Origin of the sequence: Streptomyces sp. NBC_01089 (assembly GCF_045162975.1) — a bacterium.
Classification (GTDB): domain Bacteria; phylum Actinomycetota; class Actinomycetes; order Streptomycetales; family Streptomycetaceae; genus Streptomyces.
Map to the genome: position 1 here is coordinate 18532 of NZ_CP108660.1, position 26191 is coordinate 44722.

The following is a 26191-nucleotide window of genomic DNA, read 5'->3' on the forward strand; positions in this document are numbered from 1 at the left end:
GGTTCCCTTCAGTGCAGGCGGTCGGCTACTGCCGTACGAACAGGCCGCGCAGCGCGGCGAGTTCTGTGCGGTAGTCCTTGCACTCGGCCAGGTCCCAGGACCTCGGGTGCCGAGCGGTGTACTTCTCGTGCACGTCTCGGAGCCTGCCCAGGCCATCCAGCAGGGACAGGGCCGAGCGCTCGATCTCCGCCGCTTTCTGACGCAGCGCGATGGTAAGGGCGACGCAGACGCCTTCGGTCAGCTGCTCCAGGGCCCACGCCGGGTAGAGCATGCTGCTGCGCGAATGCGCGCCGAACCGGAACGCCTCGCGCAGGTACCAGGTGCGTACCGTCGCGATCCGGTGGGCCCGGGAGTCCTCGAACAGCACCGTGTCCTGGGCGAGTTGGTGCCGCACCTTGAGCAAGACGCGGTGCGAGTACGACGTGTCGATCCGCAGCCGGCTGTATGCGGCGGAGGGAATGCCTGGCAGCACGCGTTCCCGCTGCACCGCGGAGTTCAGTTGCCGGCGAAGGGCGGCGGCGGCGCGCTCGTCGGGCGAATACTCTTCCGCCGCCAGCGCGTAGTCGCGCAGGATCCGGCAGAGGTAGTACTCCGGGAACCTTCCGATCTCCCAGCCGTACTCAGGGAGCCAGTGTTCGAGGTCGTCCAGCGAGGTGATCGCTGGATGGCCGGCCGCGTACCGGAAGGTGTTGATGATGTTGGCCTGGAGATCCGACGCGGGTTCGGGCCACTTCGGCTCGCCGGCGAGGAAGTCGTCCGGGCCCTGTTCCCTTGCCTGTTGGAGCACTTCGGCCGCCGCCTGCCGGACGACCGGCCGAGCGACATCGAAGTCGAGGGTGAAGTGGTCGGCCAGGGTGGGCATCACGTCGAAGTAGGCGTCCGGGCTGGGGTGGACGCACACATACCCGGCGTCGCTGTCCTTGGCGCCGCCGGTCGGGGTCAGGCGCGACGCGATGGCTTCGGCGAGGATCACGTGCGCCTCGGCGGTCGGGTGGCAGTAGTCCACGAAGTCAGCCGGGCCGAGCAACTCGGCCAGGTCGACGACCTCGACGTTCGGCCGCGCGGCCATCTCGTCGATCTGCCGCCGGTATGCCCCCTTCATGCGGTACAGGTGGATGTCGGCCTCGACGGCGCGCATCGCGTAGCCGTGCGCTGCGTTTTGATGCTGTCCCTCGTCGAGGATCCGGCTGAGGTTGTACGCGGCGACTGCGCCGGACGCGCCCTCGGTCTCGGCCAGCTCCTTCAGCAGTTCCACGGCTTCCTCGGCTCCATCGTGCTGATGCAGCAGAACGGCCAGGTTGTTCCGTGCGATGGCTGGTGCGTGCCCCTGCCCGTCGGCCAACTGCCGGTACAGTGCGGCTGCCTTCTCCGCGTCGCCCTCCTCATGGCGGCGCACCGCGTCGATCAGTGTGCGGGCCGGGGCGGTGCGGCCGGTGAATGCGTCGGCGAGCCGGGCCGGCAGTCCCACGATCTTGTAGTAGGGGGCACGTGGCCCCATCATGGCCGCCGGAAAACGCGTATTGGCGATCGGGTTGATGAGCAGGACACGGCTGCCACTGCGATCCGCCTCCCGCACGATCGACTCCAGGTTCCGCCGGAAGTCCCGCGGCGTGGTCGCCACGGTGCGGCGCTCGTCCCGTTCGTCGAACTCTCCGGTGTCCTTGCGCCGGATGCGGACGACGGGCCGGTTGCTCGCAGCGCGCGACCGCAACCGGTCCCGGTCGCGCCAGGCGTGGTACACCCCCTTGTAGCGGGACTGGGCACCATCGGAATTGCCGAGGTAGACGATGACCAGATCCCAGCCCCGCCGTGACGCTCTCCGCCGGAAGTACCGTGCCGCGTCGGCGCTCGTGAAACCCGGAACGGCGTGGTTCTCGATCCGGTGGGCGCCGTCGAGCAGCGTGTGCAGGACGGACGGATACACCGCCTGAGGAGCCCCGATACCTGCACTGCACGAATCACCGAGGACAAGAATGCGCACGGGAGACTCCCTCCTGCTCACGAAGGCGGGGGCGGGCATCGGGCGAGGGGCGCACGGCGGACTACTTCCGCGATCGCCGGGGGAACCAGCGCGCGGTCCCTGATCGCGTGCTACGGGAGGACGCGGAGTGTTCCGAGGAGGTTCTCAGGGCGGTGGAGATCACGATGCGCAGGGCGTCGGCGGCGGTGGTACTGGCCATGGACGGGCGCCGCTGCCGGTCGGCGGCCTGTGCCGGAGTGAACGGGATGTGCACGAACCCGCCCTGGACGTGCGGGAATTCGGTGGCGATGAGATGGGCCAGACCGAAGGCGATGTGGTTGCAAAGGAAGGTGCCGGCGGTGTGGGAGACGGACGCGGGTATGCCGGCTTTCAACAGGGATTCGGTGCAGGCCTTGACCGGTATCGAGGAGAAGTACGCCGCAGGCCCGTCGGCGACGATGGGTTCGTCGATGGGCTGATTGCCGTTGTTGTCCGCGCCCTCGGCGTCGTTGAGGTTGATCGCGACGCGCTCGATGGTGATGTCGGGGCGGCTGCCTCCCTGGCCCGTGGAGATGACCAGGTCCGGCTCCAGCCGCAGCATCTGCTTACGGAGTTCGGCTATGGAATCTCCGAATGCGCACGGCAGCAGGACCACCTCCAACTCGATTTCCTGCGGCGGTGATTTGGCCAGGAGTCGGCAGGCCTCCCAGGCGGAGTTCAGATGGTTTCGGCCGAAGGGTTCGACGCCGGTCAGCAGGACGCGAGAAACGGTGGCCTCCGAGGGTGAGGACAGCGAATTCGTCACACGCTGTCGGCCGGCCTGTGGGGAAACGGACAGGAGTGCACTGTGCGGGAGCGGTCGACCGGAGCGGAAATCCGTCCGGATGCTTGTTTCACGTCGCGTGCCGAAGTCCCCGCACAGAAGGAACGGCGAGCGGGCAGAGCGTGAGGGCGATCCACAGGAATCCGCCGATGAGCGCGACTCGGGGAGCCCCGAAGGCACTCGCCAAGGGTGCGGCCGAAAGCTGTCCCGCCGGAATGCCGATAAAGGACCCCAGATTGTCGTACGACGAGATCCGGGACAGCATGTTCTGGGGGATGTTCTCCTGCAGCGTGGTCTCCCAGGCGATGCTGTAAAGACCGAAACTCAGCCCGGCCAGGAACGCTGCGGCTGCCAGCCAGTACGCATTCGCGACGAGTCCCAGGGCGATCAGCGGGAGGCCCACCAGGCTCGCACACAGCTGTGCCACCGGCAGGAGCCGCTTCAAGGTGATGCGGTACATCACAACCGCGATGAGCAGGATGCCGATCGCCCTGACGCTGAGCACCATCCCCCAGGAGGTCTCGCCGATCCGGTCCTTCGCGATCAGCGGTCCCAGGACCGTCCAGATACCCACCTGAATGTAGTTGGCGACGCCGAACGAGGCGACGATCGTCCAGACCCAGGTCCGGGACCGGAATTCCGTCCATCCCTCACGGAGTGCGACGAACGCGCTGGCCTTCCGGGGTGGCGTCTTGCCGGTCATCTTGAGCCGGAACATACAGACCGCGGCGACGAAGTACGTGGCGGCGTCGACAGAGATCGCCCAGCCGCCGTTCGTGGTCGCCACAAGGGTGGCAGCAGCGGTGGGGCCCAGGACCTTCGCCGCGTTCTTGCCCGATCCCAGCACTGAATTCGCGCGCTGGATCTGCGACTTGGGCACGATATCCGGGACGATGCCACGCAGTGCCGGGTTCGTGAATGCCGCCAGGGTCCCATTCAGGGCTTCGAGCAGAACCAGAGCACCGAGATGGTAGTTGCCTGAGATCAGGATATAAGCGACAACAGCCTGCGTAAGACCGGCACCGAGATTCGACAGCAGAAGTACGAGTCGCCGAGAGAACCGGTCTCCGACCACTCCGCCGGCCAGTGTGAAAACGATGAGAGGAATGGTGTTGGCGGTGAGCACCGCCCCCATGTCGCCCGCGCTGCCCGACGCATTGAGAACTGCGAGGGACAGTGCCACCGGGGTCATCGAGCTGCCGAGCAGCGAGACGAGTCGTCCCGTGAAGAACCACCGGAATGCTGGCACATGGAAGGGGCTGGCGACATCTGCCCCCTGGTCTGGATCGTCTGCTGCGACTTCGGTTTTCAGACTCATTTCCAACCTTGCTTTGACACGTAAGGAGCCAGCGAATCGACGTCAGAGACTACAACATCAACGGCTCGTGCCTGCTGTGCAGTTGATAGTCCAGGCCACTCATGAACAAGAGTTTCTTACCTTCTGGCCTTCCCGAAAATTCGTCCGGGCGGCGTTGCACCCACGATGCGTGTTCGAGTTGCCGCCCTCGATTCCCCGGCGTGGACGGGTCCGGCAGCGGCCGGACCCGTCCACCGGCTCATTCTCAGTGGTCGTAGCTCATGGGGGCACCTCCTCCCGGATCGGTGGGCGGACTCATCACGGACACGACGTCCTTCCCGTGGCCCGGCTGGGCCAGGGAAGGCAACGACTCGCAGACGGCGGGGTCTGCGGATCCGCGCCCGTGAAACCTGAGTGGCTTGCCGTCACCGGCGGAAGGTGACGGGCAGGCGGTCAAGGCTTCGCACCGTTGCCGTGCGCCGACGCTCGGGGGGGCCGACGAGCCTCAGCGGCGCATCGGCGTCAAGGAGCCCGAGCACCAACTGCTTGACCGCCAGCTGGCCGAATATCGTTCCCAGGCAGGCGTGCGGCCCCCAGCCGAAGCCCAGATGCGGATTGGGAGAACGGTCCAGGACCAGTTCGTCCGGGCGCGGAAACTGCTCCGGGTCCCGGTTGGCGGCCGCCATCAGGGTCAGCACCGTCTGGCCGGGCTCGATGGCGGTGCCCCGGATCGTGGTCCGCCGGGTCGCCACGCGGCTGGTGCCCTGCGCCGGTCCGTCGAAACGGATCAGTTCGTCCACCCCGGTGTCGAGCAGCCGCTCGTCGCACAACCGGGCCAGCGCTTCGGGGTGCTGGAGAAGGGTGAGTGCCACATTGCCCGCGGTGGCGTACACGGTGCCGAAGCTCGCGTTGAACGTGACGCTGGTGGTGTTGCGGATGTAGTGCTCCGGGACCCGCGCCTTGGCCGCGTTCTTGCGGACGTCGTGCAGGGTCCCCGGCCGGTCGTTGGTCTCGAACCAGGAGTCGACCAACGCGTTGAACTGCTTCCGGGCTTGGTCCCCGGTCTCGACGACACCAGGCAGCAGTCCGTAGTCCATCCGGCGCGCGAGCGCGTCCGATATCTGCACATACGGCCCCAGCTCTGGCTCCTCGACGCCGAGGAGCTCGGCGGTGATCGACAGCGAGACGGGAGCGGCGACCTCGGTCATCCAGTTGAACTCCGCCCGGCTGGACATGCGATCGAAGATGTCCGCGACCTGCCGGCGTGCCCGGCGGCCGATGCCGTCGAGGTCCTGTGCCCGTAAGGAGTTGATGAACAGGCCCCGTAAGGAGGTCTGGTCCGGCGGGTCCAGGGACTGCACGCTCTGCCGGAATTCCGGCACATCCTCGCCCACTCGGCGGCGGTCCCTGGCGAACAGTGCGTGGTCACGCAGGACGTCACGGCAATCGCGGTAGCGGGTGAGCACCCATGACGCCAGCTGTTCGTGCCAGAAGACGGGGGTCTCCTCCCGCAGACGGGCGTACAGGGCATAGGGGGAGGTGAGTGTGCCGGGATCGAGCGGGTCGTAGTGCAGCGAGGAGGTGGCGGAGGCGTCGTGGGAGAGGTTCATGACCGCGCTGCCTCCAGAGGGGCTCCGTCGTGGATCTGTTCCACGGCGGCCACCACCGCATCGATCATGCGCTGGCACTCGTCGACGGATCGTGCTTTCACCGCCGCGCAGCCGACCCCCAGGGTCGAGGCGTCCGCCATGTCCCGCATGGTGCTGCCGCGTTCGAGTCGCATGATCACTTTATCCACTCCCGGAACCTTCATGATTTCTCCGGCTTCGACATGGTTCAGCTTCCCCGGGGCGGTGGGGAGGATGGTCCAGCCGTGGGTCCATTCCGTTTCCCCGGCCCACCGCGGTATGTGATCCCCGGTGATGACGCGCGCACTCGCCTCATAGATGTCCACACCGATTACCCGCTCCGTCATCTCGCCCACGATCCCGCCGCCCGGACGGCAGGCCAATTCACTGGCGACGAATGTTCCCGGTTCACCGAACACTTCGAGATGGAACACCCCGGTGGTGAGTCCCAGTGCCTGCAGCGCGCGCGAGGCGAGGTCGGCGGCCGAATCGTAGACGTCCCGATGCTGTGTCGGCGTCATGGCTATCGAGCGAATGGGCTTGCCGTATTTCGTGCACAACAGCGGTTCACTGTATCGGGAGACCATGAAGGCCGACAGTTTTCCGTCCTGCACGATGCCGTCGAAATGCCACTCCCGGCCTTCGACGAACTGCTCGACCATGGCCCGCCCACCGTCGATGGAATTGGCTGCCAGGACGAACTCGCCCACGGAGCGTGCCACCTTCACCGACTTGCTCGCCCCCTCGGCCAGCGGCTTCACGACGAGCGGGAACCGAAGACCGCTCTCGGCGAGCCAGCGTTCCGCCTCGGCTTCCGACTCAAGGCTGTTGCACAGCACGCGCCACGCGGTCGTGGGCACCCCGGCGGCATTCCATTTCTTCTTCTGCACCCCTTTGTCGCGGCAGGCGAGCGCCTCTGCGGGAGACAGCGATCGGGCCCCGATCAATTGGCCCAGGACCGCCGTGGCGACGACGGCCCACTCGGTCGTCGTGACGACCGCGCCGATCGGGTTCATCGGTTCCAGGTGGTGGACGGCGGACCAGAGTGACTCGACCTTGCGATAGGAGTCCACCGCGCAGACGCGGTCCACCTGGTCGCGCAGGGCGGCCACCCGTCCCCGGTGGCCCGGCTCGTACAGCAGGGTGATCTCGTGTCCGTCGGCACGCAGCCCACGTACGATCTCTGCGCGCGGCCCCACGAGTACGACGTGCATGGTTGTCCTCCGATACACATGCTGGACTCAGTTCCGACTGGTACCGGGAATGTCGACGGCGACGAGCAATTCGTCGCGCAAGCGGATCCATTCGCACTGATCGCTCGCGTACAGCTCTTCCCGGTACCACGCCTCGACCCTTGAGACGTGGCCTTTCGATATCCGGTAGCGCGGCAGGTCTCCCCAGTAATACAGATGACCGCCCGGCGCCTTCAACCAGCGGAATGCTCGGGGCAGCGGGCTTTTGGACTTCCCGCTGTTCACCGCGGCCAGAAGGTTGCGAATGTAGTTGATGTGCCGCTCTGCTCGACGCTCGTCCCACACCTTTGTCCCGAACAGACTCTTGGCCTGCTCGATGTCTTCGTCACATGGCCGCGCCCCGACCAGGACATCGCGTATGTCGGAGTCTTCCACGCCACCGAGCGGAAAAGTCACCACCGGTTCCCGGATCAGTGCATTCCCGGCGGCCCGAGCATACTCACGATCATGTGGGCTCATGAAGTCGTTGTAAAGCCCATACGTCTCACCGCCGTCGGTCCGCACCGTCCACAGGATCTTGGCGGAAAGCGGCGTGTCCCACCAGCCGAGGATATTGGGGCGCCAGGCCCATCCTGCCAGAACCAGCGCCATGAGAACCACGCTGAGAAGCCAGGGCCACACACCGAAATGGATCGGATCACCGCCGTGGGAGACGACGAGGACGGACAAGACGGCCAGCACGACGCCGATGACGATGTTCTCCCAGAACAGCAGGCCGGAGGTCAGCGCGACCACGCAGTTGAACAGGACAGCGCCGAGAACTGCGAGAACGAAGAGCCAGATGTGCGCGAAGGCCAGCAGCCCCGCGAGTTCGATGAGCATCGTCGCGCTGTTGAGCAGCGCGGCGGCTGGACGTAGTCGTCTGACGACCCGTGAGACGGTCCGGGCCGGCACGAATCGCGCCCACCCCCAGGAGTAGGAAGTGGCCACCAGTAGGTCGGTCCGGTTGTCCAGCATCCACGACCAGGGAAAGCGCCCCAGTCTCGCCTTGCTCCAAGCCGCCGTCACATAGTGGCTCAGGTACACACCGCCCAGGAGGACCGCCAGGGTCGTATTGCGCGGGGCCGCCGGTGCCACCCCGAGCGTGTGCGTCACACCGGCGCCGAGCGACAGACAGAAGCCGGCTTTCACCATCCGGATGCAGACGTTCGAGTGGTGCGTCCAGCCGCCAAGCCGCCCGCACAGCAGCACCACGGCGATCAGGGCCAGGCACGGCCAGCGAAGCGCGGCGGCACCGGCGACGAAGACGGTCAGCCTGTCGGCGCGCTGCCAGCCGAGGCCCAGGGCCGCGTCGTAGTCCAGGGTGAGGTACTTCCAGAGGACGAGTGCCAGCGCCACGGTCGGCACCCACGCCAGGCCCGCGCGGGCCGTGTCCCCGCAGACCGCCACGACCGCGCTGAGGACGGCGACGACGGAGCCCGCCGCAACCACCTTCCGCAGCCTGGTCGCCCCCTCCGGATAAGCGCCGTTGAGTGCCGCGGCGGGATAGCGGCCGGTGCCCAGGCGCACGGCGCACCACCCGGTCACCGGCGAGACCACCCAGCGGTACAGGGCCAGGGTCAGCGCGAGTTCGGCGGCGACCCGCGCCGCATCAGACGCCGGCATGCCGGTCCGAGCGTCCGCGGTCGTCGGGGTGCGGTCCGGCGTCCGGTACCCGGCATTCGGTCGTGGGACATGCCATGGTTTTTTTCTCCGCGCTGTCGGTGCATTCGCCGTGGAATGCGGTGGGGAAGGGGGCCACGTGCGCCGGGCAGCGGACGCCGGGCGGTGTCACCGCCGGACCAGGTAGCTGCTCACTCGGGGCCGGATGCCCCGGTGCAGCGGGTCGCGCACCGCGCGGCACAGCAGGCCGACCGGCGTCAGGACCAGGTAGTAGAAGAGGAACAGGGCGGCTCTGCGCATGTGTGCGCCTCCGGGTGCCTGGTGGAGTCAGTCGAGGGGGATGTCGCTGCGCCAGTCGCCGCCCTCGTGCCATGCGGGCTGCTCCTCCTTGCGCAGGATGAAGCCACCGAGGACGAGCATGTCGATGTCGGTCCGCATGAAGCACGTGACGGCGTTGGCCGGCGTGTTCACGATCGGTTCGCCGCGCACGTTGAAGGAGGTATTGACCAGCACCGGGCAGCCGGTGCGTTCCTTGAAGGCGGACAGGAGGCGGTAGTACAGGGGATTGTCCACTTCGGCGACCGTCTGAATTCTCGCCGACCCGTCGACATGGGTGACGGCGGGCAGCAGGGATCGCTGCACCTTCAGCAGGTCCAGGCCGGAGACTCCATCGGGCACGGGCCCTGTCAGCCTCTTGTCGGGCGCGATGTCGGCCACCAACAGCATGTAGGGACTGTCCTGGTTGAGCAGGAAGTAGTCGCGTGCGTCGGGTGCCCGTACGGACGGTGCGAAGGGCCGGAAGGACTCCCTGAACTTGATCTTGAGGTTCATCGTCGACTGCATGGCGGAATCGCGCGGATCACCCAGGATCGACCGGTTGCCCAGCGCGCGCGGCCCGAACTCCATCCGCCCTTGGAACCACCCGACGACCTTTCCGCCGTCGAGCGCCACCACGGTCTCCTGGATCAGCGCGTCCGGTTCTGGCCTTGAGTAGGTCAGCCCGTGCTCGTCGAGGCAGGCCCGGATCGCGTCGTCGTCGTAGGCGGGTCCGAGGAGGGCTCCCGCCATCCCGTCGCGCCCGGTGCCCAGGTGGGCACGCGAGGCACCGCGCTCCAACGCGACGGAGAGGGCCGCGCCCAGGGCGCCGCCCGCGTCCCCCGCGGCCGGCTGTACCCAGATCTCGTCGAAGATCTTGCGGTCGGCGAGCTTTCCGTTGGCGACGCAGTTCAGGGCGACTCCGCCGGCCAGGCACAGCCTTCGCTCCCCGGTGAGCCAGCGCGCTGTCCGGGCCAGCCGGGTGACGACCTCCTCTGTGACCTGCTGCACCGATGCGGCCAAGTCGAACTCTCGCTCGGTGAGCGGGCTTTCGGGACTGCGTCGCGGTCCTCCGAAGAGCGCCTCGAAGCGGCGGCCGGTCATCACGTGATCGTGCAGATAGGCGAAGTAGCGCATGTTCAAGCGGAAGGAGCCGTCCGGCTTGATGTGGATGAGCCTGCGGCGGATCACCTCCGCGAAGCGGGGCCGGCCGTAGGGCGCCAGCCCCATCAACTTGTACTCGCCCGAGTCGACTTTGAAGCCGCAGAAGTACGTGAAGGCCGAGTACAGCAGGCCGAGCGAGTGCGGGAATCTCACTTCGGCCAGCTGCCGGAGGCGCGAGCCGCGACCGTGCCAGAGCGTGGTAGTGGCCCACTCCCCCACACCGTCGATGCACAACACCGCAGCGGACTCGTACGGGCTCGGGAAGAAAGCGGACGCCGCATGGGAGGCGTGATGGCGTCGGCAGACAACGGGGGGAACCTGTCCGAGGCCGAGCCCGGCCAACTCGTCACGCACCGTCTCGCCGGCACGTCGCTTCCACGCGAGCCAGTCGGGCAGCGCCTCCCGGAAGGGAGCGAAACCGTACGGGACGGCCGCGGCGAAAGTCGTCAGGACTCTTCGGAACTTCAGACTCGGATCCTCGTAGTAGACGACAGCCGACACGTCGTCGAGCTTGGCTCCGCTCTCCTGGAGGCAGTACCGAACCGCCTGGGCGGGAAACGAGGGGTCGTGCCGGCGTCGGCTGAACCGCTCCTCCTGCGCAGCCGCGCAGGGGGTGCCGTTCTCGACCAGTGCCGCGGCGCTGTCGTGGTAGTAGGAGGAGATCCCGAGCACCAGGTCAGGCATTTCAACGTCCCCTCGGGTGCGGTGAGACCAAGGCCGGGATCAGTACAGCGGATACATCGTGGAGTCGCCATCTTCGTTCTTCTTCCGGCGGAACGACAGTTTCCTGAAGAGGCCGCCGATGAAAGGTATTTTCCAGAGCACCTTGGACATGACCAACCTTTCCGTGAACCTACGCAGAAACCATTTCAGCGAGGCCGCCAGTTGTGGAATCAGAGGAATTACACCAACCCACGGAGCATAGCCACGAACTGAATTCAGCGGGATTTACGACCACCGAGAACCGGGCCTGATCATTAAGCGGACAAGACGATACTCAGGGCTGTTTCTCGACGTCAAGCTGCGCTTCCGTCCGGAGATACGGAAACTTCTTCCCTGCCGACGACGGTCGTCGGACGCCGGCAAGCCACGATGAAACCGGTTGTACCGCGATTACACCCGAGCACCCGGACGTGCGGCCCGCTCTGCAAAGTCGAGCCATGCCTTCGCGCATTCCCGCGCCAGGTCTGCCACCGAATCAGCCTGATGCGGCGGCACGTTGGCGATCAAACGATCCCATTCCCCCGCACGGGCAATATGGAGCTCCAACAAACGCAGCAGGAAACGACCGGTCTCAGTCATCCGGAAAGAGGGGTCCTGGCAGAGCGCCTGGTACCTCGCCATACGGTCCGCGGCACCGTCCCGGCACGGGACGACCGCCGGGCCGCACCGCAGAGCCTGTCCCGCCGTACGCGGGGCGCGCTGCGGGAGAGGATGGGACGGCGGGCCGGGCCGCGTCACGGCGACCGGTGGGCCGCCGCCCGCCGACACCCGTTCCGCGGGCGCCTCCTGGATGGGGGGGCTCGTCTTCCGCCTCGGCAGATGCCTCGCCTTGCCGTCCCGGCCGACCCGTACCGCCGACTGAGGAATTTCCTCAGTCGACCGCGCCCGTACGGCGCCGACTGTCTTGGGCGACAGACCGGCCAGGCCCGCGATCCTGCGGTCCGACCAGTCGGGGTGGGTACGCACGATGCGTGTGGCGGCCGCCGTTCGGTCAGCGAGGGTCAGGGGCAGTCCGTGTCTGACGTTTGCCTGGACCGCCCGGACGAACGCCTCGTCCTCGTCACCGTCGAAGAACTCGACGGCGATCACCTCACGGCCCGTCAGTTCCGCCGCCCGCAGCCGATGCGCCCCGTCGATCACCCTCATCGTCCAACGGTGCACCAGGATCGGCGGAAGCTTGCCCTCGGATTCGGCCAGCAGACAGGCGTGATGGTTGTCGACTCCCTTCTGCCGCAGCGAATCACCCACGTGAAGTGAGGCTATCGGTAGGGAACGCACCGTTCTCCGGTCGCCGGGTTCCGATTCCACGCGCATCATGCCGTCCGAGGCGTCCATGATCCCCCTTCTCCATCGAGCCGGGCCCGGCCTCCGGAGCGCACACCCTGAGGACGGCCCACGATTGCGTCATGTGTCACGAGTAGCGGCAAAGGCGACTCCGGCTTCTACTGCGGTCCGCCTCGGCGAGGCATCGGGACATCCGGCCAGCGCCAGCAACGGCAGCCCGCAAGACGAGTCCGACCGCACCACCTCGCCGACCACATCCCTGCGCCGGCTGCTCCGAACAGCGAACGCCGACGCGGTCCTCCCGCCGGAGCCGGGCCGCATGAACGCGCCTAAGCCCGCCGACGACACACACGGTCACCCGATGCGCGACGACGGAGGGCAACGGCCCAATCACGCGTGCGAGTTCCCGCACATCCGCTTCGTCCACTCCCGCGATCCGCGGCGGGTCGGTCCACCCCGGCACGTCAAGCAGAAGGAGCGCCGCCAGGGTGTACCCGTCCCGGGTGGCTCGTTCCAGATCCGCGGCCTGCCCTGAGTCGTTCACACCTCGAGCGGAATTCACGCCACAGGACGCTAGGCAGCGGACGGTGGAGCGTCAATCCGTCCGCTGGAGCAGACGGGCCCGTTCCAGCCGCCCCGGTCGAACACCCGTGACCGCCCGGGGCGGCGCATCCGGCCCGTACCTCTCACACCTTGTTTCCAGGTCATCGCTCTCATCGGCCGCTCGCGCACCCGGCGTCGCACCCGTCACAGACGAGCCACGCGCGAGCTCAACTCCCAGAAGGTCGACCGAATTGCACTCACTGCGCGCCCTGAAATGAGCCACACTGATCCGGGGTGGCGCTGTCCACTGGAGCGGACGTACGAAAGGTGGCGTATGGACAGGGGCGAGGCAGATCATCGCGACACAAGTCGGCCGCTGCTGGAGAACCTCGACGAACGGCTCAGCCACCTGGTCTCGACCTACTACCCGGACGAGCGCAAACGCCCGGGATATGCGCGGCTCGCCCAACTGATCCACGAGAGCACCGGCAAAACGATCTCCGGGACCTATCTGTGGGAACTCGCCACCGGCCGGAAGCGCAATGTGACACTGGAACAACTTGCGGTACTCGCCGAGTTCTTCGGCGTTCCGCTCGAGTACTTCGTCAACGACGAGGTGTCGCGCCGGGTCGATGCGCAGCTGAAACTCGCCATCGCGCTCCGCGATACGAAGGTGCGCAGCCTCGCGCTCAGGGCCGAGGGCCTGTCGTCCGCGAGCCTGGACGCCCTCCTGACCATCGTCAACGAAGCCCGGCGCGTGGAGCATCTGGAGCACGTCAGCGAACAGGAGGAGCCCCCGCCGCCCACCCGCACCCATGACGCCCTGCCCTACGACGCACCCCACGCCGACGACCGGCTGGACCGCCCCGGAGCCCGCAGACACTGACCCCGTGCCCGCTCCCTCGGTCCCGGTCCCCCCACCTGAAGAAAGGCCCCGACGCGGACACTCATGTCTTACGGATCCTTCAGGCTGCGACGTCGCTGCCGAGCGGTGATCGACCGGCTGGAACTCCCCTCCACCCTGTCCATCGAGATCCTGTGCCGCCATATCGCCGCGCGGCGCGGGCGGCCGTTGCATCTTCATCCGCTGCCGCGTGAGGCCGCCACCGCCGGTGCCTGCGGCATGTGGCTGGCCACCGATGCCGAAGACCACATCTTCTACGAACAGCGCACCGCGCTCCTCCACCAGGAACACATTGTGCTGCACGAGATCGGGCACATGCTGTTCGACCATGGGGCGTCGGACGAGGACGGCACCGGCTGGGGCTCGTTCCTGCCCGACCTCGACGTGAACGCGGTGCAGCGTCTCCTGCGCCGCACGAACTACGCTACCAGCCAGGAACGGGAGGCGGAGTTGTTCGCCAGTGTTCTCGGGACCCTCGTGTGCAAGACCTCCCGTAGGCACGCCGATGGTGCCCTCGGCCGCCTGGAGGCGGCCCTGGGAGTGAACCCACGGCACGGCACGGCATGACCCACGACGCAGCCACGCTCGGCTCCGAGTTGGAGCTGCCCAGTGTGCTGCTGCTATGGATCGCGGTGCTGCTGCGCGCGCCCTCCGGCCTGCGTTCGGCGGCCCAGCGTGGCGTGCTGCTGGCCGTGGCCACCGCAGCCGCGGCCATGACGCTCGATCAGCCGTCCGTCCTGCACGAGGCCGCCCACCACAGTGAGGCCAACGTCGTGGCGGCGGCCAGGAACGCCATCGGCGTCCTGTCTGCAGGAGCCGTGCTCTCCTTCGTGGCCCAGGTGACCGCGGAGGGCCGTCGCCTCCAGACGGCCATCGTCCTCGCCGCCGGCGCCATAGTAGCCCTCCTGCTCGTCCTGGATCTCGCGGCCGAGCCGCACCTCAAGATCGGCATCCCGACCAGCGGGGCGCCGCACCCCTCCCTCGTCTACTGGCTCGTTCTCATGAGCACGCATCTGGCGGCCAACGCCCTGTGCGTGTCGATGTGCCTGCGCTACGGCGCGACTTCCGCGCACCGGTCGCTGACCCTGAGCCTGCGCCTGTTCGGTCTGGGTACGGCTCTGGTGGAGGTCTACTGGCTGGGGTATCTCCTACGGGTCACCACGGATGCCGACTGGCCCCTGCCCTGGCTTCCCCTGCTCATGAACCTGCACGGTGGGCTGCGCGCCCTGGCCATCCTGGTGCCGACGTACTCCGCCTTCCGGCGCGCCGTCTCCGACATCGCCGCCGCCTGGCGGCTGTGGCCAATGTGGCACGACCTCGTGATGGCGGTCCCGCACGTCGCCCTGACTTCACCGCGCCACCGGATCTGGGACGTTGTGTGGCCCCGTATACCCTATCACATGCTCGCCTACCGCAGGATCATCGAGACCAGGGACGCCATTCTGGCGCTTACGGACCATGGCCTTCCGCCTCAGGCGCCGCCGCGCCGCAGGCGGCCCAGTGCCGAGGCGAGCGGGGACATCGCTGCCCTGGCCGCCGCCGTCAAGAGCGCCCGGGACGCGAAACTGCGGGGGCTCGATCCGGCGCCCTGTACACCGCGCTTCAACTCGACGGGCCGCACAGATCTCGCGGGCGAACGGGCCTTTCTGCTCCACATGGTCAGGGCCTATCGATCCGCGCCCTCGCACGTCGATTCGGAACCATCGCGGGCGGCGGAGAACTGAGCCCGGGCCACGGCCGGAAGCCTTCCGCCCGGTGAGCTCCGTGACGATGAACGAATTGTTGGTGGAGTCGCGGTGCGGCGGACGCAGGCTGGGCGGCGTCGGAAACCTGTCAACGGAAACTGTGATCGGCTCACGACCGCGCTAGACGTTTCCTCGGCAGTCTTCATCCACTGCCCCGTGCAGCCGGACGCCACCCCGCCCCGGACGCGTGTCACGCCAGATCTCCCGGGCGTCGCCATGGCTCCTCGCAGTATGTCAGGGGGCCGCCGCAGCATAGCCGACTTGTAGGCCACCCTGGCAGTGCACCATGAACTCCGACGCTCCTGTCGGTTCTTCACCGCCGATTCGCACCTAGACCATGGGAAACCACACCCAGTCCGCCTCCCCCGCTCTTGAAAGCCGCCGATCCCGGCAGCAGTCTTCACAGCGTCATCCCGCCCTGGCCGAGCCTGCGTGCCGGGTCAGCAGGCCGGGGCATCGGGGTGCTGATCGAGCCAGGCCAGGCCGGCGGGGTCGAGGTGATGGCGGGCGCGGGTGACGGCGACGTAGGCCAGGCGGGCCTCGTCAGGGTCGATGGGGCCGGGCACGGGGCGGCCTTCGGCGTCGAGTTCGTCGGTGTCGGCAGGCGGGGTGAAGTCGGCAGCGATGCGCACCTGGGGCCATTCGCGGCCTTTGGCCTTGTGGGCGGTGGAGACGGTGATCTGGGCGTGGGTTTCGGGGACCAGCCGGTCGACCGCCTGGAGGATGGCGTCGGGGCCGTGGCCGTCGACGAGGCCTACGAAGGGCTGGAGGTCGGCGCCGGCGGGGTCGAGTTCGGCGTAGTCGCGCAGTTCGTTCCAGGTGGTGAACAGCACCAGTTCGGGGTGGTGGGTGCGCCGCCCCTGGATGAGGTCGCGGGCGGCGTGGGCCAGGGCGCGCAGCGCGTCTCCCCCGCCGGCCAGTGCGGTGGGGGTGCCGGCCTGCTGGAGGGCGAGGATTTCGGTGACGGCGCCGATGTTGGTGCGGCACAGCACCGCGCCGGTCCGGTGGGAGTGGGGGCCGATGACGGTGGGGATGTCGGCGCTTCCGCTGAGCCTGATGGGGGCGTCGGCAAGGGTGAGCCAGCGGTTGGCTTCGGCGGCCAGCGCGGCGCCGAAGCGGAAGGAGCGGGTAAGGGTGAGGTGGTGGCCGGTGAAGCCGGTCATGACGTCGCGGGCGCCGCGCCAGCCGTAGATGGCCTGGGCCGAGTCGCCGACCATGACGACCTGGGTGCGTTCCTGCTGGGCGAGGACGATGTGCTCGAGGACGGGGTTGGTGTCCTGGGCTTCGTCCAGGAGCAGGAAGTCGGCGTCGAGGACGGGCTCGGTCAGGGCCCACATCTTGAGGTAGTGGTCGTGCTCGAAGCGGACCGTGCCCGCTGCGGGGTCCTGCAGATCCTGCCAGGCTTTCGCGGCGTACGGCAGGAGCAGGTCGGCGAGTTCGGCGTGGGCGGCCTCGGTTTCGATGCCGCGCAGGTGCGGCACGTGGTGGTGGGCGAGTTCGGTGTCGGCGGACTGGCAGTAGCGGGTCACGGTGCGCAGCACCGTATTGGACAAGGTGGCGGGCAGCAGGTCGCGGCCCAGGATGCGTACGGGGGTGTTCAGGCCGAGGTCCGCTCCGGTCTTCCAGCCGGGCCGGCGGGGGCTGTTCAGGCGGTCGCGGTAGCGGTGGCCGAGGGCGGCGTAGGCCAGGGAGTGGGCCGTTTTGCACTGGACGGTCGAGGGGAAGCGGGCGGCGGCGTCCTGGGCGATGGCGCGGTTGAAGGCGAGGTAGCGGCCGCGGCGGGTGGGGTTTTGCTCAGCGAGGAAGGCGAGCGTGGAGGTCTTTCCGGTGCCGGCGCCGGCCTGGATGACCAGGTGGTGGCCGCTCGTGAACGCCTCGAGTGCGGCGGCCTGTTCTGCCGTGGGGGTGAAGTTCATGGGTGGGGGTCTCCGTAAGGCCGTGGCAGACCGCGGGTGCGGGCATGCGGGACGGACCTGCATCGGCTGATGCAGGTGCCGGAGTGAAAGGTGGCAGCCGGTGAACCGGTCTTCGGGGCGTGTCGCGCCTGACGCCTTCGAGAGGGTGACGGAAAGGGAACGCCAGGGCTGCGCTCGCACGGATGGGCGAGTGCGGGGTCCCGATCGGGTGAGGATTCTCAGCGGGCCCGGGGTTCTCCGTGCGGGGGTTCGTGGCCGGTGCACAGGGGGGCGAGGAGCTCGCCCAGCGGGAGGCCGAAGGCGTGAGCGAGGGCGTGCCAGGTGGCCAGGGTGCCGATGGTGCGGCCCTGCTCGATCTCGATCAGGGTGCGCCTGGACAGGCTGCTGCGAGCGGCGAGTTCGTCGTAGCTCCAGCCGCGCTCGGCGCGCAGCCGGGACAGGTCCTGGCGCAGCGCCGTCGGGTCCGGGTCCGGCGGCGGGAAGATCGTCACCTGCCCATCCGATGGTGCAGTCCCCCGCCCTGACAGTGCAGACCTCTGCCCTATTTGTGGGCCCGGGCAGGGCAGAGCTCTGCACTACGGTGTCCGCTCGTCGCCCCTCCCCCGGCGGCGCCCCGATCCCGCCCTCACTACATGGCCGAAGGGATTCCATGGCCCTGCCCGCACGCGCCTGGAGCGTGACCATCAGCGCGCATGCCGGACGCCCGACCGTCACCTGTAGCGCGTGCCGCTCCTTCGCCGCCCAGCCGGGCATCCCGGTGTCGCGTCAGGCGCGCCACCACCTCGCCGGCCATCTCCTCGACACTCCGCTGCCCGCGCACCTGCGGACCTGCCAGTGCCGTGAGCACGGGTGCGTCTGGCACCGGCCGCCCACTGCCTGCTCCGGACCACTGGCGCTGCTGCTGATCTGCGGCGACAACGGGCGCACCTGGCGCCTGGCCGACGCCTGCCGGGGATGTTCCCGCTCGATCCCCCACGCCGCCGCTGTCCCCGAACCCCCTCGTGCCGCCCCGCTCACCTCCTCACCCCCGCCTGCAGAACTCGCCGCCGACCACGGCGAGTGGGTGGAGGCCCTGTGAGACAGCCCGCACCCGGCCGCCCACCCGCATCCGCGGTCGCGTCACCGTGTCCGCCCGCCTCACGTGGGGTGCGTCCTGCCCACCGGGCACAAGGCGGTGCCCGGCCGGAACCGGTGCGAGCCCGGCGTACGCACGGCGGCCGCGGGCGGTCCCGTGGCAGTGTGCGGGCCGCTCACCGGGAGCAGCCGCCTCCCGGTACCGGGAGGCGGCACGGGACGGTTGGTGCCACGCCGCGCCCGCACCGTGGCTGCGCCGGATCGGGTGGGCAGCCTGCGCGCGTTGCCCACTCGATCCGGTGGGTGCGCGCCCGGCCCCGCTTCCCGTGCCGGGACGGGCCGTTGGAGTACCCGACAGCAGGCGGGCGATCCGAAGGAACCGCGGTGGCAAGGGACTTCTTCTGTGAGCGGCTGGTGCTCACATCGGACGGCGGGGTGCGGGAGATCGATCTGGCCCACGCGGTGGTGTGCGTCGTCGGGCCGATCGACACCGGCAAGACCACGCTGGCCGACTGCATCAAGTACGCGCTCGGGCTGCCCGTCGCCTGGCGGGAGGTGCCCGGGGAGCGTCTGCAGACGGTGACGCTGTTCGTACGGATCGAGGGGATGCGCATCGGGCTGCGACGCTCCCTGGTCCGGGACGTGTCCGACGTCGAGCTCCTGGACAGCAACGGAGGCGGCGCCGAGGAGATCCTCGGTGTGGAGACGCAGCCGGACGGCGGGCGGCGGGTGGTGGGCGAGGTGCTGCTGGACCTGCTCGGCCTGGGCGAGATGTTCGCACCTCCCTCCGCCGTGGCCCTGCTGGGCGCCGGGGCACGGCTGACCTTCGAGCAGCTGTACGCGATGTGCTACCTCACCCAGGACGTGGTGGACGGCACGGAGTCAGTCAGGGGCAAGGCCAACACCGCCCAGTCCTACCGGACCGTGGTCGAACTGCTGCTCGGGCTGACCGACGGACCGATGCGGGTGCTGACGGCCCGCAAGGACGAGTTGACGCGCACCCTGACTGACCTGAGGCGGCGGACGGAGACCATCAGTGCGTTTCTGACCGGCAGCGCCGCCGACCTCGAGACGGAGCTGGCGCGCTCGCACGAGGAGGAGTGCGCGGCGCTGCAGCGTCTGGAGGAGTTCAAGGGCCGGATGCGGGCCGCCACTGCGCACGCCGACCCGCTGCGCCGCCGTGTCCTGGAGGCGGAGCAGGTGCTCGAGCGGTGCCGGCGTGCGGTCGCCGAGGGCGAGCACGCGCTGGGGCGCCAGCAGCAGGTACAGCAGCTGACCGACCAGCGCGCCCACGGCCCCCAGCCGTGCTCACCCTGCCCGGTGTGCCGCGCCGATCTCACCGTGCGGCCGGTTCCCGAAGGGGACTGCCCGTTGTGTCTGAGCGCGCTCGATCCCGCCGTCCTGGCACAGTCCCTGCACGCGGCGCAGGACGCGCTGGCGGCGGCGGAGCGGCAGCTGACCGAACAGGTCAAGGCCCACAGCGAGGCACAGACCGCGTGGGAGCAGGCCCGCATCGAGCTGGATGCCCGCACCCGGGAGGAGATCAGCCCGCTGGCCGCGCAGATCGAAGGGCTGGCCGCGGCCCATGCGACGGCCCGCACCCGGACCACGCTGCTGGAACGGCAGCTGGAGCCGCACCGCCGGCTGGCCGAGCTGCACCGCTCCGTCCAGACGTGCGAGGACGAGCTGAAGGGCGTGCGGGAGGAGATCCGCACCCGCAAGAACCTGCTGGCCCACCGGCGGACCACGCTCGGCGAGTTCGAGGAGCACTTCACCGAACTCGTCGGCTCCGTCGGCCTGCCCGGCGATCCGGGCGCCCGGCTCAACCACACCTCGCTGCTGCCGCAGGTACGCGCCGGGAACCTCACCAAGGTCGGGCACGGGGTCCGCTGCGCGATCAACGTCGTGTACCGGATGGCGTTCCTCAGCTACGCGCTGGTGACCGGGGCGACGGACCTGCCGTCTTTCCTCGTCATCGACTCCCCCCGCAAGAACGTCGGGTACGGGGCCGACGACCAAGAGCTCGTCGGCCGGCTCTACACCCACTTCCTCGATCACATCGCCGGAGTGCGCAGCGGTGGTGCGCTGCGCGCCCGGCCCCACCAGATCATCATCGTGGACAACGATCTGCCCCAGCTGCCCAAGCGGCTGCTCGATCAGATGCACGTCATCGAGCTGAGCCGGGACAACCCGCTCGTCCCCTGAAGACGGCGGGCCAGCCCGGCCTGCTCGCGACCGCTGTGCGGAACCGGTACCGGCTTGAGGTGAATCGGCTCAGGTCGCAGAGTTCCGTCACAGTGGCCCGGCGAGTTCTGGGTGTCAGGTGCCAAAGACCGATTGGTAGGCAGCTTGGCCCTGGACGGCGAGTGCCGTGAGCCCGGCGGTGACGGTGGTGATCCCGTCCAGGCGCGCCCGCACCCGGTCGTAGGCGGCGCGGATGCGGCTTGGGTCCCCGCCGTCCGGGCGGAGGGCGAGCTCATAAGGGAGCGAAGCAGCGGTGGTGCACTCACTGGTCGCGTGTTTTGCGGAACGCCTCGGCGTATGCGGGGTCGTGTGCCTTCAGCGCGGCAAAAACCCGGTCGAGGTGGGGAGACTGGAGCAGCGATTCGGGGTCCTCGCCGTCGGCGTCCGGGTGGATGGGGATAGGGACGACGACGGATGTCTGCCCCACGAGGTGGTGGCGTTGGCGCATCAGCGGCGTCAGGCCGTCGGTGAGCTGTACGGCGGTGCAGGAGGCGTCAGCAAGCACGACGGCGTCGATGTCCTGCGGGCAGGGATCGGTGGGACACTGGCACCAGATGACGGGCTGGCTGTGGGTGTCGGACGTACGGCGCTCGGGCGAGACGATGATCTCCGCGTCGAGCATCTGGGTCGCCAGCTGCAGGGCGAAGTGCTGGGCCTGGTCGCGGGTGCTGTGGATGGACACGATGCGGCGCGGAGAATGGCGTTCGATGGCGTGGGCGGTGCCGATCGCCGCAGCGCGCAGGCGCGGGAAGTGGGCCAGATCGGGCACCGCGAGGACATCGATCCGGTAGGGGGAAAGCAGCCCCTTGCGGACGAGTTCGGTGCGCGACACGGACGGCTGGATGTGCCCGAACAACTGGTTGCCCGGCATGTCGACGCCGCCGTCGTCCACTTCCCCGTCGCGGGCGGTCGGCGTGGGCAGGATCTGAGGTGTGGCGGTCAGGTACAGGCGCGCGAAGGCGGGAATGGCGTCGTCGTAGTGGATCGCCGCATAGGGGTGGTCGGCCGTGACCGGCTCGGCGGCGGTGCGGTGCGCCTCCTCGATCACCATCTGGTCCCACGGCGGGAGTTGGTGATCCAGGTGGCTGCTGGCGATGACCTCGGCGTCGTCGTGGCAGGCCACCAGAATGGCTCCGCCTCCTTGGGCTGCCATCCAGAGGGCGACGTCCCGGGCGGTTGCCAAAGCGGCGGTGCTGCCTTGCCCCACCGTCACTACCTTCAAGGTGGCGATGGGGGTGTCGCAGTGCAGGCGCCAGGTTTTGATGACGTCGCGGAGAGCCGCTGCATCGGGGACCAGGAGCAGGGTCTTCGCCGTGGGCTGTGCCTGGCTGAGGCCGCTCGCCGCCACGGTGGTCTTGCCGCCCCCGGCCGGCATGGCGAAGGTGAGCCGCCGTCCGCCGTCGCGCAGCACCAGCTCGAGTCCGTGCGGCCAGGACCGCCCCGCCAGCCAGACGGTAGGGGTGGGGGCCTCGTGCACGGTGCGGGCGTTGGCGGAGGTGTAGGAGGATCCGGTGCGGTAGGCCCGCCGACGGGCGCTGCTCTTGCGGGCGTGGTCCTTGGGCATGACATGACCTCGAGTCCCGCCGCGCGCTGCCCCATGTCCACGGCGCGGCGTCGAGTGGCATGCGGGCAGTGGTGAAGTCTGCTGCACATGGTGCAGCTCGCGCAGTTGATGCTGCCTCGCCGGAACGTGGTCCGGGCACCTTCGCCGCGAAAACAAGGGGTCGTTCATGGGCCGGCCCCTCGGCGTGGGCCGATGCGCTCGGCCTGCCACAAGGCTACACTCCGCTTCCGGTCCCAAGGACCGGAGCCCGAAAAAATGCCCGCTGCCAGGGCGGCAGGGCGCGATGCGGGTTCGTTTCGTTGGCCGCGCTCCGCCCCTCGCCCGGAACCCGGCCAGTTGAGCGGTCGGCGGCGCTCAGGAGAACGACCTGCGCGGCCACCTGTTCACCGACGCCGACGGCCGCTGCACCTTCACCGCTGACGGGGTCGACGGAGGCGATGCGGCCGAGGGAAGGTGCCGCGGCCTTGCTCACCGCAGTGGGGCGATGGGGTCTGTGGGGTCGTGCGCCCAGAAGGCGGCGGTGACGCGCTGGACGAGGAGGGACTGGTCGCTCGGCGGGTCATCATCGCTGTCCACAGCATGCGGCACGAGGACCCTGGTGCGGGCCACGCGCCGTACGTCTTGTGCCATGAGCGGGCGCAGGACGTTGACGAGTTGTGTTGCGGTGCAGTTGGGGTCCGGCAGCACGATGGCGTCGAGATCGTGGGGCAACGGGTTGTAGCTCCTGCGTACGCAGCGGATGACCGGCTGGTCGTGTGCGTACCGCCCTGCTGGCGGGTCGTCTTCCAGGAGGATCTCCGCGTCGAGCATGTCCACCGCCAGCTGCATGCCGAATTTCTGGGCCTCGCCCTTCGTGGCCAGTACGACCGCGACACGGCGCAGCTGGAGCCGTTCGATGATCTGCGCGGTTGCGTTGGCTTCGGTGGACCATTGCCGCGGACGCCGCGAGGCGGGGTTTCTGCGGACGCGGACCAACTCCAGCTGGCAGGGCGCCAGCAGTTCTTCGTCCTCCAGTGCCTGCCGGCTCGTCGGGACGATGTGACTCCCGAAGATCTTTTGTGCAGGCATGTGGACCGCCCAGTCCACGTCGCGTGCTTTGAGGCCGGGTGCCATCTGGCGGGGGATGCGTGGAGTGGCCGTCAGATAGCTACGCCGCCGGGCCAGGACGCGGTCGTCGTAGTGGACGCTGGCATAGGGGTGTTCCGGCGTGATGATGCCTTCTGCGGTGCGGTGCGCTTCTTCGACGATGAGGTGTCCCCAGGCAGGAAGGTCGTGGCGATGGTGGCCGTCGGCGACCAGTCGGGCATCTGCGTAGCGGGCGAACACCAGCGCTCCGGGCGGCTGCTGTCTGATCCAGTCGGCCAGATCGGCAGCGCTGGTCAGACGGGTACCACCGTGCGGGCTGAAGCCCAGGCCCGCCTGCGGCCTGTCACCCACTTTCCGCCAGGTGGCGGCGGCTTTGCGGAGGTAAAGCACATCCGGGCCGAGGATCAGGCAGGTTTCGGGGGCGAGTTCAAGCACGGCGGACGCGATGGTGGTGGTCTTTCCTGCTCCGGCGGGCATGTTGATCAGCGTCCGGCGGCCGCCCCCTCCGAAGATCATCGGGGCCAGGCCCGGTGGCGGCTCGCTCTCGGCCGTCCAAAACACCGGGTCGTGCGCACCCACCAACGCGGCAATGTCCTGGAGAGCCGGTTCCTCCCCAGCCGCGAAATTGCTCGTGACGGCAGCGGGGGTCTGTGTTGATGGAAGCGGTGCCGGCGGCGTCTGTGCGCGCTGGGAAGCCGGTGTCCACTTCATGGCCAGTGCGTCCAAGGATGCGATCTCCTCGCTGCTGAGGGCACCTTGGCGGGCCTGGGCGCGCAGGTCGGTGATCCAGGGACTCAGCGGGAAACGCCGGTCGCCTTCGCCGACGTGGAAGTCGGGCGGGACCCGCAGGTGGTGGTGCTGGCGGTAGAAGTGCCGGGCGGCGCGCAGGCCGCCCGCGAAGTGGTTGGTGGGGGTGCGATGGAACGCCAGGGCCAGGGGACTGTCTTTGAAGGGCAGTGCCGCCAGTTGCTGGCGCTGTTCCTTGGCCAGGGTGGGGAACGTGTCGAACTGCCGGTCGAGCCAGCGGGTGAGGTGGTCTGCGTCGTCGGGCAGGTGGCCGGGGGTGATGATCGGAGGGGAGGTGCTGTCGCGGACCCGTGTCAGGGTGCGCTGCCATGCGTCGGACCAGTGGGGGTTCCACCAGCGGTCGATGTCGCGCAGGGCGCGCCGGTAGGGGGCGGGCAGGTTGCCCTCGTCGTCCTGGCGGCGCTGCTGCAGGAGCCACTGCGCGAGGGGGCGGCGCTGATAGGTCTCCTGTGCGTCGCGGGGAAGGAGGTGGCCGTGTTCGCGTGCGTAGGCCTGGGCGGTTTCGAGGAAGGCCTCGGTGCTGTCCGGGTCGTGGCGCCAGGTGATGTTGAAGGTGGCCAGTGCGGCGACGCGGACGGCGGGCAGGTGCCCGGCGGCTTTGAGGGCACGCTGGTAGCCGAGCCAGCAGCCGAGATGGAACCCGTCGTCGGTGATGTGGTTGCTGGGGACGTCGAGATGCCCGTGTTCGGTGTGGAAGGCCCGGGCAGCGGCCATCCCGGCGTCCCAGATGTCCGGTTCGGGTTCCATGATGCGCAGCATCAGGTGCGGGGCGATGTCCAGGGCGCGTGCGGGGCGGATTGCGTAGTCGGGGGTGGCGATGAGCAGGCGGCGGCCGCTGATCGGCAGGCGGTAGAAGTAGTGCTCGTCGTAGGCCCGCAACGCGATCATGACTTGGTGCAGCAGGTGGTAGGGCGTGCCGAAGGTTGCTTCTTCGGGGCGCTGCCCGGGTCCGAACAGAACGGGGATGATCAGGGTGGAGACCTTGTTCATGCCGGGGCCGATGCGCAGGGCCCGTCCGATGGCCTGGATGATGTCGATGGTGGACTGCTTGGGGTCGGCGAACAGCACGGAGTCGGCCAGCGGGAAGTCGACGCCTTCGACACACAGGCGGACATTGCACAGGACGCGGAGTTCGGCGAGCGAGCCTTCGGGCCCGGCTGCGGGAGCTTGCCCGAAGTAGCTCATGCGTTCGCGCCGCACCGGCCGGGAGTGCTTGTGGTGGATGCTGGACACCCACAGGCCGTCGGCGTGTTGGCCGGGGATGGCGGCGGCGGTCTGCGGGAGGGTTTCGGCGAGGGCTTCGCACTGCGCGATGCTGCGGCTGAAGGAGACCGCCCGCTGAATGTGGTGGTCCTCGCGGGCTTTGAGCAGGGCCAGCTGGGCGGCGGCGACCCGCGCGGCATCGGCCTGCGGGGTGCGGCCCCGCTTGGTGCGACTGGTGAGGAAGGCGCGCAGCTGCGGGTGGTGGATCTCGGGGGCTGCGATGCGGTAGTCGGCGAGCCTGCCTTCGTGGATGGCCTCGGCCAGGGAGTAGCGGTAGGCGACGGTGCCGTAGAGCGATACATCGTCCATGGAGGCGATTGGTTCGGTGACGACGCCCCGGTTGACGTCCCAGATGCGGGGTGTGGCGGTGAGGTAGAGCCGGTGGCGGGCGGGGATGGCGGCGTCGTCGTGGATGGTGCCCCAGGCCTTGCTGCGGGCCCCGGCGGTGCGGTGGGCTTCATCGACGATGGCGATGTCCCAGCGGGGCAGTTGATGCTCGCGGTGGGCCAGGCGGAGCTTCTTCAGGGCTGCGTAGGTGGCGAAGACGTTGACCGGGCCGTCGGCCTCTCGCACGGCCTGGGCCAGACCTGCCGGGTCGCCTGTCATGGTGAGGATGCCGTCGAGAACGGGCTCGCTGGTCTGCGGATCGGAGCAGAGCCCGAGGTAGCGGCCCGGGCGGCCGGCGGTGTACCAGACGCGGGCGGTCTGGTTCAGCAGCTCCAGGGTGGGCAGCAGGGTCAGGCTGCGGCTGTTGGCGGTGATCTCGTGGGCGACGTGGACGGCAAGGTGGGTCTTGCCTGTACCGCACGGCATGATCACCTGTTGTCGTGTGCGTCCCATCGCGAACGCGTTGAGCACGCAGTCCGCGGCATCACGTTGCCGGGTCCACAGCTTGCTGGACAGGCGTTCGCCGGGAAGGTCAAGCTGCACGGGCCAACTCCGCGGTTCTGGCAGGTCAGTGGGTCTGCCCGAAGATTGCGCAGCAGAACGGCCATG

At 68.7% G+C, this 26191-nt stretch carries 19 protein-coding genes; 6 read left to right on the forward strand and 13 right to left on the reverse strand.

All coding sequences use genetic code 11. The annotated features are described in order from the left end of the window. Window positions 1-25 precede the first annotated feature (25 nt). The 9 genes from OG510_RS00080 to OG510_RS00120 all read right to left on the reverse strand — a co-directional run bounded on the left by OG510_RS00080 (window position 26) and on the right by OG510_RS00120 (window position 12100). Entirely contained in the window at window positions 26-1981 is a 1956-nt protein-coding gene (locus tag OG510_RS00080) for a hypothetical protein (protein ID WP_406134524.1), read from the reverse strand. A 61-nt stretch (window positions 1982-2042) separates the two neighbouring features. After that, on the reverse strand, window positions 2043-2765 hold the full coding sequence (gene pcp / locus OG510_RS00085) for a pyroglutamyl-peptidase I (RefSeq protein ID WP_406134525.1): 723 nt from the start codon (window positions 2763-2765) through the stop codon (window positions 2043-2045). A gap of 88 nt (window positions 2766-2853) precedes the next feature. Further along, on the reverse strand, window positions 2854-4101 hold the full coding sequence (locus OG510_RS00090; RefSeq protein ID WP_406134526.1) for an MFS transporter: 1248 nt from the start codon (window positions 4099-4101) through the stop codon (window positions 2854-2856). A gap of 404 nt (window positions 4102-4505) precedes the next feature. Further along, window positions 4506-5690, reverse strand: a complete 1185-nt coding sequence (locus OG510_RS00095) for a cytochrome P450 (protein WP_406134528.1) — start codon at window positions 5688-5690, stop codon at window positions 4506-4508. Further along, the gene (locus OG510_RS00100; RefSeq protein WP_406134529.1) at window positions 5687-6922 is read right to left on the reverse strand and encodes an acetyl-CoA carboxylase biotin carboxylase subunit family protein; all 1236 of its coding nucleotides are present in this window, start codon (window positions 6920-6922) and stop codon (window positions 5687-5689) included. The genes OG510_RS00095 and OG510_RS00100 overlap by 4 nt, the downstream gene beginning before the upstream one ends. Window positions 6923-6949: 27 nt before the next feature. Further along, entirely contained in the window at window positions 6950-8566 is a 1617-nt protein-coding gene (locus OG510_RS00105) for a hypothetical protein (protein ID WP_406134530.1), read from the reverse strand. A gap of 165 nt (window positions 8567-8731) precedes the next feature. After that, the gene (locus tag OG510_RS00110; protein WP_406134531.1) at window positions 8732-8863 is read right to left on the reverse strand and encodes a hypothetical protein; all 132 of its coding nucleotides are present in this window, start codon (window positions 8861-8863) and stop codon (window positions 8732-8734) included. Window positions 8864-8890: 27 nt separating this feature from the next. After that, window positions 8891-10726 (reverse strand): carbamoyltransferase, encoded by a 1836-nt coding sequence (locus tag OG510_RS00115; protein WP_406134532.1) that lies wholly within the window; start codon window positions 10724-10726, stop codon window positions 8891-8893. A 429-nt stretch (window positions 10727-11155) separates the two neighbouring features. Next, window positions 11156-12100: a ParB N-terminal domain-containing protein gene (locus OG510_RS00120; protein ID WP_406134533.1), complete on the reverse strand. Its 945-nt coding sequence runs from the start codon at window positions 12098-12100 to the stop codon at window positions 11156-11158. Between the two features lie 268 nt (window positions 12101-12368). On the opposite strand from OG510_RS00120, the gene OG510_RS00125 reads away from it, so the two are divergent. From OG510_RS00125 to OG510_RS00140, 4 genes are all read left to right on the forward strand, one after another. Further along, the gene (locus OG510_RS00125; protein WP_406134534.1) at window positions 12369-12584 is read left to right on the forward strand and encodes a hypothetical protein; all 216 of its coding nucleotides are present in this window, start codon (window positions 12369-12371) and stop codon (window positions 12582-12584) included. A gap of 342 nt (window positions 12585-12926) precedes the next feature. Then, a complete protein-coding gene (locus OG510_RS00130; protein WP_406134535.1) occupies window positions 12927-13478 on the forward strand; it encodes a hypothetical protein in 552 nt (183 codons plus the stop codon). A 105-nt stretch (window positions 13479-13583) separates the two neighbouring features. Next, the gene (locus OG510_RS00135) at window positions 13584-14063 is read left to right on the forward strand and encodes a hypothetical protein (protein WP_406134536.1); all 480 of its coding nucleotides are present in this window, start codon (window positions 13584-13586) and stop codon (window positions 14061-14063) included. Next, a complete protein-coding gene (locus tag OG510_RS00140; protein WP_406134537.1) occupies window positions 14060-15220 on the forward strand; it encodes an MAB_1171c family putative transporter in 1161 nt (386 codons plus the stop codon). The genes OG510_RS00135 and OG510_RS00140 overlap by 4 nt, the downstream gene beginning before the upstream one ends. A 461-nt stretch (window positions 15221-15681) precedes the next feature. Here OG510_RS00140 and OG510_RS00145 read toward each other — a convergent pair whose 3' ends face one another. Both OG510_RS00145 and OG510_RS00150 read right to left on the reverse strand, forming a co-directional pair. After that, entirely contained in the window at window positions 15682-17157 is a 1476-nt protein-coding gene (locus OG510_RS00145; RefSeq protein ID WP_406134538.1) for a UvrD-helicase domain-containing protein, read from the reverse strand. 218 nt (window positions 17158-17375) lie between these two features. Further along, a complete protein-coding gene (locus OG510_RS00150) occupies window positions 17376-17648 on the reverse strand; it encodes a helix-turn-helix transcriptional regulator (RefSeq protein WP_384364035.1) in 273 nt (90 codons plus the stop codon). Window positions 17649-17806: 158 nt separating this feature from the next. On the opposite strand from OG510_RS00150, the gene OG510_RS00155 reads away from it, so the two are divergent. Both OG510_RS00155 and OG510_RS00160 read left to right on the forward strand, forming a co-directional pair. Then, the gene (locus OG510_RS00155; protein ID WP_406134539.1) at window positions 17807-18235 is read left to right on the forward strand and encodes a hypothetical protein; all 429 of its coding nucleotides are present in this window, start codon (window positions 17807-17809) and stop codon (window positions 18233-18235) included. Window positions 18236-18615: 380 nt separating this feature from the next. After that, complete coding sequence (locus tag OG510_RS00160; RefSeq protein ID WP_406134540.1) at window positions 18616-20436, forward strand: ATP-binding protein; 1821 nt, start codon at window positions 18616-18618, stop codon at window positions 20434-20436. A gap of 301 nt (window positions 20437-20737) precedes the next feature. On the opposite strand, the gene OG510_RS00165 is transcribed toward OG510_RS00160, so the two are convergent. Next, on the reverse strand, window positions 20738-22039 hold the full coding sequence (locus OG510_RS00165) for a DEAD/DEAH box helicase family protein (RefSeq protein WP_406134541.1): 1302 nt from the start codon (window positions 22037-22039) through the stop codon (window positions 20738-20740). A gap of 468 nt (window positions 22040-22507) precedes the next feature. Beyond that, a complete protein-coding gene (locus OG510_RS00170) occupies window positions 22508-26125 on the reverse strand; it encodes a Helicase associated domain protein (RefSeq protein WP_406134542.1) in 3618 nt (1205 codons plus the stop codon). Between the last annotated feature and the right edge of the window lie 66 nt (window positions 26126-26191).